Genomic DNA, 14,451 nt, shown 5'->3' with positions numbered 1-14,451 from the left:
GTAAGACGGGTCAATGGCCGGACGACATCGGTTGCGGGCCGCGCGGCGTGCGCAGCAGCAGCGCGAGCGGCACGCAGGCGAGCAGCGCGAGGCCGAGCAGATAGAAGGTTTCGGAATAGGTCATTACGACGGCCTGGATCTGGATCTGCTGCGCCAGTTGGCCGAGCGCGCGCATGTTCGAATACGCGAGATCGCCGGTGTGCGCGAACCAGTTGGCCGCATAGGCCGACAGGCGATCCTGCCCGATCAGCGAGTTCGCGCTCACCGATTCGCGCAGCGCGGCCGTATGGAAGGTCGTGCGCCGATCGATCACGGTGCCGATGATCGCGAGCCCGATCGAGCCGCCGAGGTTGCGCGCCATGTTGTAGAGCCCGGCCGCATCGCCTGAATCCTCGCGCGCGACGGCAGCCATCGACGCCTGGTTGAGCGGCATCATCGCGAGCATCTGCGCGAGGCCGCGGATCAGTTGCGACCACACGAAATCGTGGCCGACGCTCTGCGCGGTCAGGCTGATGTCGAGCATGCAGCTCAGGCAGAACAGCAGCAGCCCCGCGATCACGAGGATGCGGAAATCGACCTTGCCGAGCAGGCGCGGCAGGATCGGCATCACGAGAAAGGCCGGCAGCCCCGACAGCAGCATGATCGCGCCGGCCTGTTCCGCGTTGTAGCCGGCGACGATCGCGAGGAACTGCGGCAGCAGGTAGGACACGCCGTACAGCCCGGCGCCGACCGCGGACACGATCACGATCACGCTCGCGTAGCGCGGGTTGCGCATCAGCGACAGCCGCATGATCGGCCGCTTCGCGAAGCGCTGCGACAGCGCGATCAGGATCATCCCGACGAACGACACGACGCTCAGCGTGACGATCATCTGCGATTCGAACCAGCGCTCGCGCTGGCCTTCCTCGAGCACGACGGTCAGCGAGCTCAGGCCGATCGCGAGGCCGAAGATGCCGAGCCAGTCCGCGTTGAAGAATGCGCTCCATTGCGGGCGGTCCGACGGCAGCCCGAACACCAGCAGCGCCATCAGCAGCAGGCACACGGGCAGGTTCAGGAAGAAACACCAGCTCCAGTTCACGTTTTCCGCGAGCCAGCCGCCGAGCACCGGGCCGAACAGCGGCCCGAGCAGCACGATCAGGCCGAACAGCGTCATCCCGACCGGCAACTGCGACAGCGGCAATCGCGTGCGGATGATCGTCTGCGCGGTCGGGATCAGCGCGCCGCCGGTGAAGCCCTGGCCGATCCGGCCGGCGATCATCATCGGCAGCGAATGCGACCAGCCGCACATCATCGAGAACGCGATGAACAGCGCGGAGTTCGTCAGCAGGAAATTGCGCAGCCCGAACACGCGCGTGAGCCACGCGGCGAGCGGGATCATCACGATTTCCGACATCAGGTAGCCGGTCGAGATCCACGTGCCTTCGGTGCCGGTCGCGCCGATTTCGCCCTGGATCTGCGGCAGCGCGGAGTTCGTGATCGAGATGTCGAGCGTCGCCATCAGCGCGCCGAGCGCGCCGGCCGCAACCGCGATCCAGTCGGTCACGCTCGCGCGGCCCTCGTGCGGCGGCATGGGTATCGTGGCGGACGTATCAGCCATGATGCGTCTCGTCGCGGGCCGAGCGCGTATCGACGTCGACCGTCACCGACAGCCCGGGCAACAGCATGCGCTGCGCGCGGGCATCCGCGGCGAGACGGATGCGCACCGGCACGCGCTGGACGATCTTCGTGAAGTTGCCGGTCGCGTTCTCGGGCGGCAGCAGCGCGAACTGCGCGCCGGTGCCGGGCGCGAAGCTGTCGACGACGCCGGACAGCGGGCCGTCCGGCAGCGCGTCGACATGCAGCTCGACGGGCTGGCCGATGCGCATGTTGCCGATCTGCGTTTCCTTGAAGTTCGCGACGAGATAGATCGAGTCGACCGGCACGACGGTCAGCAGACGCGTGCCGGGCTGCACGTATTGACCGACGCGCACCGTGCGATCGCCGACACGGCCTGCGAGCGTGCTGCGCACGATCGTGTTGTCGAGGTCGAGTTGCGCCTGTGCGGCGCTGGCCTGCGCGGCCTCGAGCTGCGCGCGCGCCTGCTGGAGCTGTGCGGTGAACGACGCGATCTGCGTGCGGGCGGCGGCGATCGACGCGTTGTTCGCGGCGAGCGTCGCCGCCGCCTGGTCGCGCGTGCTTTTCAGGTCGGCCACGCGTTCGTGCGTCTCGGCGCCGGTCGCCGCGAGCGGCGCGTAGCGCGTGTACTCGTCGCTTGCGTGCTGCGCGTTGATGCTCGACACCTTCGCCTGCGCTTCGGCCTGCTCGAGATTCGCGCGCTGCTGGCTGATGTCGGCTTCGGCGCGCGCGATATCGGCGCGGCGGGCGTCGACGGTAGCGAGCGCCTGCGCGAGCGCGACCTGATACTGGCGCACGTCGAGCCGCACGAGCGGATCGCCGGCTTTCACGGGCTGGTTGTCGCGTACATAGACGTCGGTCACGTAGCCGGCGACCTTCGGCGCGGCGGTCATGCTGTCCGCTTGCAGGTACGCGTCGTTGGTGCTCTCGATGAAGCGGCCGACCGTCCACCAGCGGCCGAGCCAGACCGCGCCGCCGACGGCCGCGAGCACGGCGACCGCGAGCAGGATGCGCCGCCTTCTCCCGCCGTTTCCGTTGCGGGGCGTTGTTCCGTTTTCCTGACGATCTGCTTTCTGTGGCGGGTCTTGTGGCGTCGACATGCTGGGTCCAATTTATTCCAAGTGGAAGAATTATTCCAGTTGATAAAATTGTGTCAAGTAGAATGTCGATCGATCGAATGACGAGGAAGGCATGAACGAAGCGAAGAAGCTGCGCCGCACGTCGGCGGGCGGCTACGCGCGCGGCGACGAAACGCGTCAGCGGATCATCGAGGCGGCGCTCGAACTGTTCGGCGAACGCGGGTTCGCGGGCGCGTCGACGCGCGAGATCGCCGCGAGGGCGGGCGTGAACGCGCCGGCGCTCCAGTACTACTTCGAGAACAAGGAAGGCGTGTACCGCGCGTGCGTCGAGACGATCGCCGAGCACGGCTGGGCGGTGTTCGCGCCGGCGGTCGGCCATGCGCGGGCGATGCTCGACACGGACGCGAGCGTCGACGAGCTGATCGAAGCGTTCGTCGGGCTGCTGCGCGCGCTGTCGGACCGGATGTTCACCGCACCGAAGACGATGAACCAGCGGATGTTCTTCGCGCGCGAGCAGGGCGGCCAGGAGCCGGCGAGCGCGAGCGAAATCCTGATGAAGCGCTTGCGCAAGCCGCTCAACGACGTGAGCGCCGAGCTGATCGGCCGCATCTCCGGCCGGCCTGTCGACGATCCCGTCACGCGATTGCGCGCGCTCAGCCTGTTCGGGCAGATCACGGTGTTTCACATCGCGCAGCGTTCGGCGCTGCAGTTGCTCGAATGGGACGCATTCGAGGGCGAGCGTGCGGCGCTGGTAACCGACACGATTGCCGAGCAGACGCGCGTGCTGCTCGAGCAATGGCATGCGCAGCGCGATGCGGGTGCCGCTGCCCCGGCAACCGCTGCGAAGCGCGGGCAGCGTGCCGCGGCGAAACCACGTGCCGCGAAGCCGGGGGCGGTACCCCCCGCCGCGAAAAGCACGGCGCGCGTGAAGAAGCCTGCCGCGCGTTGAGCGCGGCCGGTCGCCGGCCCCGGGCGAGCGCGATCAGCCCGGCTTGCGCTCCGCTCCGTCGGGCGACGGCGGCCGGGCTGCCGATTCGGCGGCATTCCGCGTATCGGGGCGCGCGTCGTTCTCATCGTTGCCGGCAGGCCGCGATCCATCCGCATAGGCTACGACGCTGCGCTGCGGATTGGCGATCCGGATCCCGCGTTCGCGGAACGTTTCCGCGATCCGCCGGTTGAATTCGCGCTGCACGCTCCAGCGTGCCGAGTCCGTACATTGCATCTGCCCGGCCAGCGCGAGCGCCGCGCCATCGACCTGATCGATACCCCAGTAGCTGAAATCCGACAGGATGCCGTCGTGGTATTTCGGATCGTCGCGCAACGCGGCGCCGATTTCCTTCAGCGTCGCGATCGCCCGGTCGATGTCCTCGCCGTACGCGATGCTGACCTTGACGGCCGCGTTGCCGAGCCCGCGATTCGTGTTGTTGACGGTCGTCACCGAGCTGAACGGGATCGTGTACAGCGACCCGTCGCCGGCGCGCAGCCGCACGGTGCGGATCGACAGGTATTCGACCGTGCCCGATACGCCGGCGAGCGTGACCCAGTCGCCGACCTGCATCGCGTTTTCCATCAGCAGGAAGATCCCGGTGATGAAATCCTGCACGAGCTTCTGCGAGCCGAACCCGAGCGCGACGCCGAAGATGCTGGCGCCGGCCAGCAGCGGGCCGACGTTTACGCCGAGTTCACTGAGGCCCGTCAGCACGACGACGAGCGCGATCATCACGAACAGCAGCGAGCGCAGCATCGGCAGCAGCGTGCGCAGCCGCGCCGCGCGCACCAGGTTGCCCTCGCGCGTCCAGCGTTGCAGGCGGCGCTCGATCGCGATGTTGGCCGCTTCCCACACGACGAGCGCGACGATTGCCGCGATCGCGATCGTCACCAGCGCGGACGCGAGGCGGTGGCCGATCGTGCCCGTCTCGAACGCGCGGAAGATCGGCACGCCCCAGATCTGCAGCAGCAGTACGACGGTCACGATGCCGATCGCGCCCGACACGATCTGGCGCAGCAGCGGGTAGTAGCGGTACGCGTGCAGATGAACGAGCGTGCGGTCGTCCTCGCGGCGCTGGAACAGCCGCGCGAGCGCGCCGAACACGACGATCGACACCATTCGCATCACGATCATCACGGCGATCGAGCGGCCCCCGAGCGCGATCAGCACGCGGTAGCCGTTGTGGACGTCGAGCGCCCACACGAACCACAGCGCCATCACGATGAAGACCGAGACAGGCGCCCACGCGTCCGCGAGCGCGTTGGCGACGACGGTGAAGGTCGGCCGATCCGCGCCGGCGGCGCGGATGCGTGCCGCCACCGGCCGGCGGCACTGCAGGATCAGTACCGAGATCATCACGTGCCCGACGAGCGCGACGGCCTTCAGCAGCGCGACATGGCCGGCTTCGGTCAGGCCGAAGTTGGCCGCGATCTCGACGGCCGCCGTGCACGCGCCGACCACGATCACGATCCGCGCGATCGAGCGTTGCGCGAAATCGGCCCATGCGTCGCTGATATGCAGCAGCCGCAACTGCCGCGCATCGGGCTGGAAGAACAGCCGGCTGACGATGGTGACGAGCCGGCAGATCACGTAGATGTCGATCAATGCTTCGAGCGCGGATTCGATCGGCGTGTCCGCTTCATCGAGCAACGACATCGTCAGGCTCGCGACGCCGACGAACACGAGCAGCGGCACCGCGCGCAGCGCGAGACTCACGAGCGCGCGCGGCATCCGGTGCAGCAGCGTGGTGTGTCGGCGTGCGTGGCCTCGGCTTTGCGAGGACGGAGGGGCGGTGTCTGCCGTGCCTGCGGTTGCGGTGTCGGGCGCGGTGGACGTATCGGGCGGCGGCGTGTTGCCCTCGTCCGACGCGGCGGAATCGGACGCCGCGCGGCGCGCGGCCAATGCAGCCAGCGCGCGTCGCAGCAGCCGCTTCGCGAGCCATTCGACGAAGAGCGCGGGCACGAGCACCGCGAGGAGGATCACGAGCGTGTGAGTGAGGTCCGCGCGCTGGTCGGCGCGCACGAGCCTGTCGTGCCACCAGCTTCCCACCGACCCGATATCGAGCAGCGAGCGCAGCGATTCCTGCAGTGCATTGCCGATCTGGACGGCCCAGCGCGATCCCTGGCGAACGAGCATCGATGCGAGCCCGTTCGACGTGAGCGCCGCCGGCGCTGCAGCAGCCGATGCGCCGCTGGCAGGCGCGGCGCTTGCCGGCACGGCGGGCGCGCTCAACGCGCCGACGGCCGCGATGGCGCGCAGCGTCGTTTCGACCTGTGCGCGCTCGCGCGGGTTCTCGAGCACATTCAATGCCTGCCGCGCCTGCTGCGGCGTCAGTGCGGGCTCGGCGCCGGAGGCGGCCGACGCGGCGGCCGGAGCGGGCGCGGCCGCGTGGGCGGCCGAGACGACGGCGGCGAGCAGCCAGCCGAGGAGAAGATGTCGCATGGAGTGGAGAGGCGGGTGCGTATCGTCACGCGGCCCGCCGGGCTGAACGATGGACGGAAGTTAACATGATTGCGACCGGGAGCGAATAGTTCCGTCGCAGACTATTCGGATCGGGTATGAGCGGGGCTGTGCGGGCGCTGGCGGTGCATGTCCGCAAGCCATGTACCTGATACCTGATGCAGGCTGCCGCCGTCCGGCATCGGCGGGAACGTCCCGCTTTCCCGATCGCAGGGGGGCCGCCTGTAACGCGTGTCTTTCGATGCCGGCTCGCGATGCGTTGCCCGGCGAGCGTTCGTCCGGCCGCGACCCACGCTCGCATCGCGTCATCTGAATTTGGATTCCTGATGAATCACGCTTGCTCGTCGTGAAATACCGGCAGGACATGTTCGGCGATTTCTTCGATGACATCGCGCACGGGCCGGTCCGATCCGAGGTTCAGCGTGACATGGTGCGTACCTGCCGCACGCATGTCCCGCAGGATATCGACCAATGCGCGGCGCCCGGTTGCATAACCGAGCGGCAGCGCGGTGGCGGGCGTATCCGGACGGGCGGCGAGGTCGAGCCGCATCGCGACGCCGAACGCGCGAAATGCCGGCGAGGCGAGCCGGTCGACCGCCGTGCGCCACATCGAATAGCGGGCGCGCTGCGTTTCCGGATCGCGGTGATACGTCATCCAGCCGATCGAATGCCGTGCGATCCAGTCCACGCTCTGTCCGCCCGAGCCGACCGCAAGCATCGGCACCGCGTCGGCGCTGCGCGGCAGCAGCGTGAATTCGGGCGCATCGGGCGGCGCTTCGTCCGGCCGCACGCGCGACGGCACGCCGAGTGCGGCCGCGACGACGTCCCAGTGCGCGCGATAGCGGTCGCGCCGCGTTTCCGCGTCGACGCCGAACGCCGCATATTCGGGCGGCCGGTCGCCGGAGCCGAGCCCGAGGATGAAGCGCCCGCCCGACAGCGTCGCGACCGACAGCGCGCCTTTGGCGATATGCAGCGGATGACGCAGCGGCAGCACGATCGCGCCGCTGGCGAGCGCGATCCGGCGGGTGCGTGCCGCGAGCGCGCCGAGCAGCACCCACGGGTCGAGGTGGCCGACCGGGTCGGGATAATCCGCGCTATTCAGCGGCACGTCGCGAATCCACAGCGCGCGAAAGCCGAGCGAATCGGCCCGCGCCGCGAGTTCGAGCTGTTCGTTGAAGTCCGCGACGACGCGGCCGCTGCGCAGGAGCGGAAGCGTGAGGCCGATCGACAGCCGCCCGGCCGAAAACACGGGATGCGCGACGTCGGGGTGGGCGGCAGCAAGTGCGGTCATGGCGGGTCCTTGGAGGCGAGGCGGCGGGAACGCGCGGCGTTCCCTATGGAAAGAGACTCTAGCGTGTTTGCGCGACGGACGAGCGGGACGGCCAAGCTCGCGCTATCCGGCCCGCGGGGGGCGTGCCGCGCGGCGCCAAACGTCGGGCGATCTCAAGGCGATCGTAAGGTGATCGACCGCCCGGCTCGGAGGCCGCACGACGACGCCCGGCGGGCCCGGCGATGCGTTTCAGTTTCGAAACGTTCGCGCTTTCTGGCGGGGTGCGATGCTTGTTCGCGGTCTTGCAGGCGCCCGCGAGGCCTTGCGGCATGAAGCATGGTGCGCTCCTTGCATGGTTGTATGTGCCGTGAGCGCGATCGCGGGCGCAGTCGATCCCGGCAATCGCTTCAGTGGGTCGGATGTATCGGAGACGGGGACAAGAGAATGAAAAAAGACCGAAACGCAACGAATCGTGTTGCAAACATGAATCGCCGACCTGCCAGGGTAGTCGCTTCGCCGTTGATGACGGCGACGTGAACGAGCGGCTTTCCGTTTCATCCGGGCAATCTGGTTCGTTCTGAACGACGGCGCGCATACGTGACGCACGAGGCCGACCAGTGCCGCTCGGCCGTCGACGATGAACAGCGACGCAGGCGGATGGCCGCAGCCTGGATCCCGGAATCGTCATGCCATGGCGCCACGCACGTCGTCGCGCGGCGAATCCATTTGCACGCCGGGCATCGTGTCGGCGTGACGAGCCAGCCGAACAGGATCGAATCGGGAAAGCCGGTGACGCGCCGATGTGCGCGGCAGCGCGGAACACGAAGTCCGGGGAACGTCCGTCAATCGCGGTACGACGGGCGTCGCAACATTGTGCTGTCAGTTGATCCACTACCCCGATGGATCAATTGTTGAAGCGCCCGTCGCCGAGCGGCGATGGGCGTCTTTTTGCGGGTTTTTCGTGCCCCGGCTTACCGCGGCGGCGGCCCACCCGATCGCGCGGCGTTCTGTATCATGTGCTGGCATGCGTGGCCAGCCCGTGCGGGCGTACGGCCTGCCGGCACGACCGATCACGTTGCCAACATGAACGATAAAGCCTTGCCCGATTCCTCCCTCGCCGACGTCGATCCGGCCGCGCTCGATGCGCTGCACACGTTCGTCGAGCGTCATCCGCGCCTGCTCGTGCTGACCGGCGCGGGCATCAGCACCGATTCCGGCATTCCCGGCTACCGCGACCGCAACGGCCAATGGATGCGCTCGCCGCCGATCCAGCTCCAGGAATTCCTCGGCTCCGATGCCGTGCGGCGCCGCTACTGGGCGCGCAGCATGATCGGCTGGCCGGTCGTCGGGCGCGCGCGGCCGAACGGGTCGCATGTCGCGCTGGCGCGGCTCGGCGGCGCGGGCCGGATCGAGCGCCTCGTCACGCAGAACGTCGACGGCCTGCATCAGCGCGCGGGCAGCGACGACGTGATCGAGCTGCACGGCGGCATCAACGGCGTGACCTGCCTCGACTGCGGCGCGCATCACGCACGCGCGACGATCCAGGCCGTGCTCGAAGCCGACAATCCGGATCTGCTAGGCGCGCAGGCCGAGCCGGCCGCGGACGGCGACGCGCATCTCGAATGGGCCGCGCTCGATACGTTCCGCATCCCGGCGTGCCCCGCGTGCGGCGGGCTGCTGAAGCCGGCGGTGGTGTTCTTCGGCGAGAACGTGCCGCGCGAGCGCGTGGCGCTGGCGTCGCAGGCGCTCGATGCGGCCGACGCGCTGCTCGTCGTCGGCTCGTCGCTGATGGTGTATTCCGGCTACCGCTTCTGCGTGTGGGCGCAGGCGCAGCACAAGCCGGTTGCCGCGCTCAATCTCGGCCATACGCGCGCGGACCCGATGCTGACGTTGAAGGTCGAGGCGCACTGCGCCCCCGCGCTCGACGCGCTCGTGGCGCGGCTGGGGCTCGGAAGCAACAGCCACACGACGGAGCATGCATCGTGACGGGCGCCGCTTCCTCGCCCGATCCGTCCGCGCGGCTGTCGGCGCCGGCGGCCGAACGCAATCGCGGGCCGATCCTCGACGTGCTGCGCCGCGTGCTGCCGGCGAGCGGCAGCGTGCTCGAAATCGCGAGCGGCACCGGGCAGCACGTCGTTCACTTCGCGCAGGCGTTGACGGGCCTGCACTGGCAGCCGAGCGATCCCGACGCGCAGGCGCGGCGCTCGATCGCGGCGTGGATCGCGCACACGGGCCTCGCGAACGTCGCCGGCCCGCTGGCGTTCGACGTGCGCGACACGCCGTGGCCGGTCGCGGCGCTCGACGCGATCGTCTGCATCAACATGATCCACATCTCGCCGTGGGCCTGTACGGAAGCGCTGTTCGCGGGCGCGTCGCGCGTGCTGAGGCCGGGCGGCGTGCTGTTCCTGTACGGCCCGTACCGTCGCGAAGGCCGCCATACGGCGCCGTCGAACGCGGCCTTCGACCAGCAGTTGCGCGGCCGCGACCCGTCGTGGGGCGTGCGCGATCTCGAGACGGTGGTCGCGCTCGGGCTCGATCGCGGGCTCGACTGCCGCGAGGTCGTCGAGATGCCGGCGAACAACCTGAGCGTCGTGTTCCGGCGCCTGCCGCACGCGGAGCAATGACACGCAAGCGCGCAGCGCCGCCGGGTTTCCTCTATCCTTTCGCCTGTGCGCGCGGCCCGGCTCGGGTCGCGCCCCGTTTTTTCCGGAGAATTGACTAATGGGCAAACAAGCAATCGGTGTGATCGGGCTCGCGGTGATGGGCCGCAATCTCGCACTCAATATCGAGAGCCGCGGTTACGCGGTATCGGTGTACAACCGCAGCCGCGAGAAAACCGACGAACTGATCGCCGAATTCCCCGGCCGCAATCTGGTGCCGACCTATACGCTCGAAGAGTTCGTCGCGTCGCTCGAAACGCCGCGCCGGATCCTGATGATGGTGAAGGCCGGGGAAGCGACCGATGCGACGATCGCATCGCTCAAGCCGCTGCTCGAGAAGGGCGACGTGCTGATCGACGGCGGCAACACGCACTTCACCGACACGATCCGCCGCAACCAGGAACTCGCGCAGTCGGGCCTGCATTTCATCGGCACCGGCGTGTCGGGCGGCGAAGAGGGCGCGCTGCGCGGCCCGTCGATCATGCCCGGCGGCCAGCGCGACGCGTACGACCTCGTCGAGCCGATCCTCAAGCAGATCGCCGCGAAGGCGCCGTCGGACGGCGAGCCGTGCGTCGCGTACATGGGCCCGGACGGCGCGGGCCACTACGTGAAGATGGTGCACAACGGCATCGAATACGGCGACATGCAGCTGATCGCCGAGAGCTACTCGGTGCTGAAGGACGTCGCGGGCCTGACCAACGACGAACTCGGCGCCGTGTACACCGAATGGAACCAGGGCGAGCTCGACAGCTACCTGATCGAGATCACGTCGAAGATCTTCGGGAAGAAGGACGAAGAGACCGGCAAGCACCTCGTCGACGTGATCCTCGATCGCGCCGCGCAGAAGGGCACGGGCAAGTGGACGAGCCAGAACGCGCTGGATCTCGGCGTGCCGCTGCCGCTCATCACCGAGTCGGTGTTCGCGCGCGTGCTGTCGTCGCTGAAGACCGAGCGCGTCGCGGCCAGCAAGATCCTGTCGGGCCCGGCCGCCGCGCCGTTCGACGGCGATCGTGCCGCGTTCGTCGAAGCGGTGCGCCGCGCGCTGTATCTGAGCAAGGTGATCTCGTACGCGCAGGGCTTCGCGCAGTTGCGCACGGCGTCGGAACAATACGGCTGGAACCTCGACCTCGGGACGATCGCGAAGATCTTCCGCGCGGGCTGCATCATCCGCGCGCGCTTCCTGCAGAAGATCACCGACGCCTATGCGAAGGATCCGGCGCTCGCGAACCTGCTGCTCGACCCGTATTTCAAGGACATCGCCGCGAACTACCAGACGGCGCTGCGCGACGTCGTGGTGGCCGCGGTGAAGGCTGGCGTGCCGGTTCCCGCCTTCGCATCGGCGGTCGCGTATTTCGACAGCTATCGTTCCGAGCGGCTGCCGGCGAACCTCGTGCAGGCGCAGCGCGACTTCTTCGGCGCGCACACGTTCGAGCGCACCGACAAGCCGGGCAGCTTCCACGCGAACTGGTCGTAACCGGCTTGCGGCGGCATTGTTGCGAAAATCTATTCTTTGAATAGGGTTTCTCTATCCCGGATGCTGACATTGTTGGCTCCGGGGAAACAGTGTTTTCGCTCTTTCATGGTTTTCCCTAGGTGCTGTCGGGACTAAACTCTGTTCCATCGCTGCAGACATGGTGTGTGCGGCGGAGCAAAAAAATCCCGGAGGTAATCATGAAATCGCTGATCGCAACGTTCGCTGCTGCTGCTGTCCTCGCCGTTCCCGCCGTCTCGTTCGCCCAACAAAACGCGCCCGTCACCCGTGCCCAGGTGAAGGCCGAGCTGGTCCAGCTGCAACAGGCCGGCTACAAGCTGGGCAGCGACCGGACGAACTACCCGGAAGGCATCCAGGCTGCTGAAGCCCGCGTGAACCCGCAACAGAACGTCGCCGCGGCCGACACGACCGGCTACGGTGCGCAACCGGCCGCTGGCCAGGAATCGGGCGCGCCGGCTCCGGCCAAGACCGGCTGGCAAGTCAAGCGCGTCTCGGACGGCGCACCGGTCTACAAGGGTCGTTAATGGTACGGCCGCGCTGGCGACCGCATCCGACCCTCTGTCGTACAAAAGCCCGTCGTACCGCATAGCGGTACGGCGGGCTTTTTCATTGGCGGCGCGCGATGCGCGGCCGTTCAGTGCAGCGGGCGCCTGCCGCGCCCGATATCGCGGAACAGCGCTTCGGCCGGTTCCAGTACCTGCAGCCACGTTTCGTCGTAACCGCTCAGCGTATCGAGCGCGTCGCGCAGCCGCTCGATCGCGAGGACCGGCAGCTCGACGCTGTGGCGCGTGGCGCCGGTCAAATGCGTGACGCTCGCCAACTGGACGAGCGCATCGGCCGCTTCGGCGACGTCGGTCGCGAACAACAGGTGCCGGTTGAGCAATTCGACCAGACCGCTGGAACCGGCGAAATCGTCGGCGTCGAGCTGCACGGAGAGAAACGTCGCGTTGTTCATTGTCATCCTCGTCGTTGTCGTTGGATTCGCGCTGCGCATCACCGAGTATAGGCGGGGATCGAAGCGGACAATATGACGGCGCCGAGACGGCGGGCAAGGGCGGCCGCGCCAGCGGAAAAACCCCAAACCGCCCGCCGGCACGGCCCGCAGGCGACCGGCGCCCCCCGTGCGACGCCGCAGGATTGTTTCCGGGTCGGGCAACTGTGGGGGCGTTGACCGCGACAAATGGTATCTTTGCCGATCGGGACGACGCGAAAAAGGGGCCGGTGAGCTCATTCGCGTCGACGTTCCGCTGTGGAAACTGACGGCCGCGCAAGCGGTCGGATACTGATTGATCCGGCCGTTCGGCCGGACATCGTGCGTCGCGCGCCGGAGGGCGGTGGGCGGCGCAACGACGCAAATCCGGGAGGACCCTTGAGAGAAACTATTCCCATCCACGACGCGCTCACGCGCTGGCTGCCGCAGGCGGCGCTCGTTGCCGCGGCCATCGCGCTGACGGGCTGCACGATGACACCGTGGACCGACAACTGGCAGCCCGCCCGCCAGCCGGCGTCCACGTCGGCGGCGACGCCGGGCGTGATCGCCGGCTATTACCGCGTGAACCCGGGCGATACGCTGGCGGGCATCGCGAGCGCCTACGGGCAGCGCGTGCAGGACGTCGCCAGTTGGAACCACATGGCGCCCACCGATGCCGTGTCGCCCGGCCAGGTGCTGCGGGTCGCGCCGCCGCCGGCTGCGACCTCGTACGGGCAGCCGCCCGCGTCGGCCGCCCAGCCGGGCTCGCTCGCATGGCCGGCCACGGGTGTCGTCGCGACGCCGTTCTCGGCCGGCAAGACGCGCGGCGTCGTGATCGCCGCATCCGGGCCCGACCGTTCGGTGCGGGCCGCGGCGAACGGGCGCGTGGTGTACGCCGGCTCCGGCGTCCAGGCGTACGGTCCGCTCGTGATCCTGAAGCACGACAACGGGCTCATCACGGCCTACGGGCACAACGGCAAGCTGCTCGTCAACGAAGGCGACGCGGTGCGCCAGGGGCAGCCGGTCGCCGAAATGGGCACCGACGCGAGCGGTCGTTCGACGTTCGAGTTCGAAGTCCGCCAGAACGGCAAGGTCGTCGATCCGATGAACTTCCTGCCGCGCAACGGCCGCTGATCGCCGGCATCGCCACGTGTGCGCCGGGCGGCGCACACGTTCCCGCTTCTTTCCTCTTTTCCGTCTTCATCCTTCCTTAAGCGTCGCGCTGCCAGACTGTCTCGCATGATTCCCGAGCCAGCAAATGCCCAGCGCGAGCGCCGCCGCGCCGAGCGCGATCATCGAACACTGGATCGCGACCGGCAGGTACCCGTGCGGCCGCGGATCGACGAACGGATACGGATACCAGTCCTCCACCGCGCCGCGCACGAGCGTATAGCCGAGATAGACGACCGGAAAGCCGAGCCACGCGAACGCACTGCGGCGCGGAATCGGCGAGCGCGGTTCGACATACAGCCAGTCGCACAGCACCACGAGCGGCACGATCCGGTGCAGCACCCAGTTGTTGAACGCCGGCGTGACGTGGCGGAGCGCATCGAGCCGCGCGAGCAGCAGCTCGTAGACGATCGCGGTGATCAGCACGTACAGCACCGCCGCGCCGCGCATCGATTCGTAGCGGGCGGAGCCGGGGCGCGCGATGCGCGACAGCCCCGCGGCCAGCATCGCGGCCGCGTAGAGGCTGCTCAGTTGCGTGAAGTAGCTGAGGTAGTTGCCGAGATGAAAGTCCGGCAGGCGCCAGTAGTCGGCGACGCTGTGCAGCGTGGTGGACACCGCGAGCAACGCGGCGATCAGCCGGTAGGCCGCAACGAAGAACGCCTTGCTCATGATGCCCGCGCGCCGTCGCACCAAAGCTTCATCGTGCCACAGCCGCCCGGGCGCGCGATGCGGATTTTCCATAGGGCGG

Annotated in this window: 12 protein-coding genes; 6 read left to right on the top strand and 6 right to left on the bottom strand. The window is 68.3% G+C overall.

Annotated elements, in window-relative coordinates; all coding sequences use genetic code 11:
* Positions 1-10 precede the first annotated feature (10 nt).
* Entirely contained in the window at positions 11-1,597 is a 1,587-nt protein-coding gene (locus LGN10_RS13105; RefSeq protein ID WP_059582883.1) for an MDR family MFS transporter, read from the bottom strand.
* Entirely contained in the window at positions 1,590-2,714 is a 1,125-nt protein-coding gene (locus tag LGN10_RS13100; protein ID WP_226223775.1) for an HlyD family secretion protein, read from the bottom strand. Before LGN10_RS13100 ends, LGN10_RS13105 begins: the two co-directional genes overlap by 8 nt.
* A gap of 91 nt (positions 2,715-2,805) precedes the next feature.
* On the opposite strand from LGN10_RS13100, the gene LGN10_RS13095 reads away from it, so the two are divergent.
* Positions 2,806-3,642, top strand: coding sequence for a CerR family C-terminal domain-containing protein (locus LGN10_RS13095; protein WP_226223773.1), 837 nt, complete (start codon positions 2,806-2,808; stop codon positions 3,640-3,642).
* A gap of 33 nt (positions 3,643-3,675) precedes the next feature.
* On the opposite strand, the gene LGN10_RS13090 is transcribed toward LGN10_RS13095, so the two are convergent.
* Entirely contained in the window at positions 3,676-6,123 is a 2,448-nt protein-coding gene (locus tag LGN10_RS13090) for a mechanosensitive ion channel family protein (RefSeq protein ID WP_226223771.1), read from the bottom strand.
* A 349-nt stretch (positions 6,124-6,472) separates the two neighbouring features.
* Positions 6,473-7,432: an LLM class oxidoreductase gene (locus LGN10_RS13085; protein ID WP_226223764.1), complete on the bottom strand. Its 960-nt coding sequence runs from the start codon at positions 7,430-7,432 to the stop codon at positions 6,473-6,475.
* A 1,062-nt stretch (positions 7,433-8,494) separates the two neighbouring features.
* Between LGN10_RS13085 and LGN10_RS13080 the strand changes: the two genes are divergently transcribed.
* From LGN10_RS13080 to LGN10_RS13065, 4 genes are all read left to right on the top strand, one after another.
* Positions 8,495-9,397, top strand: coding sequence for an NAD-dependent protein deacetylase (locus tag LGN10_RS13080; protein WP_319001229.1), 903 nt, complete (start codon positions 8,495-8,497; stop codon positions 9,395-9,397).
* Positions 9,394-10,035 (top strand): DUF938 domain-containing protein, encoded by a 642-nt coding sequence (locus LGN10_RS13075; RefSeq protein WP_226223752.1) that lies wholly within the window; start codon positions 9,394-9,396, stop codon positions 10,033-10,035. The genes LGN10_RS13080 and LGN10_RS13075 overlap by 4 nt, the downstream gene beginning before the upstream one ends.
* Before the next feature lie 97 nt (positions 10,036-10,132).
* Positions 10,133-11,545, top strand: a complete 1,413-nt coding sequence (gene gndA, locus LGN10_RS13070; RefSeq protein ID WP_226223750.1) for an NADP-dependent phosphogluconate dehydrogenase — start codon at positions 10,133-10,135, stop codon at positions 11,543-11,545.
* A 197-nt stretch (positions 11,546-11,742) separates the two neighbouring features.
* A complete protein-coding gene (locus LGN10_RS13065; RefSeq protein WP_059582861.1) occupies positions 11,743-12,087 on the top strand; it encodes a DUF4148 domain-containing protein in 345 nt (114 codons plus the stop codon).
* Positions 12,088-12,197: 110 nt separating this feature from the next.
* On the opposite strand, the gene LGN10_RS13060 is transcribed toward LGN10_RS13065, so the two are convergent.
* Positions 12,198-12,518: a hypothetical protein gene (locus LGN10_RS13060; RefSeq protein ID WP_011694691.1), complete on the bottom strand. Its 321-nt coding sequence runs from the start codon at positions 12,516-12,518 to the stop codon at positions 12,198-12,200.
* A 414-nt stretch (positions 12,519-12,932) separates the two neighbouring features.
* On the opposite strand from LGN10_RS13060, the gene LGN10_RS13055 reads away from it, so the two are divergent.
* A complete protein-coding gene (locus tag LGN10_RS13055; RefSeq protein ID WP_226223748.1) occupies positions 12,933-13,667 on the top strand; it encodes a peptidoglycan DD-metalloendopeptidase family protein in 735 nt (244 codons plus the stop codon).
* A gap of 66 nt (positions 13,668-13,733) precedes the next feature.
* Here LGN10_RS13055 and LGN10_RS13050 read toward each other — a convergent pair whose 3' ends face one another.
* The gene (locus LGN10_RS13050) at positions 13,734-14,372 is read right to left on the bottom strand and encodes a Pr6Pr family membrane protein (RefSeq protein ID WP_124860666.1); all 639 of its coding nucleotides are present in this window, start codon (positions 14,370-14,372) and stop codon (positions 13,734-13,736) included.
* Positions 14,373-14,451: the final 79 nt, after the last annotated feature.

The organism is Burkholderia sp. AU32262 (genome assembly GCF_020419985.1).
Classification (GTDB): domain Bacteria; phylum Pseudomonadota; class Gammaproteobacteria; order Burkholderiales; family Burkholderiaceae; genus Burkholderia; species Burkholderia semiarida.
This window is presented reverse-complemented; position numbering and strand designations above follow the sequence as displayed.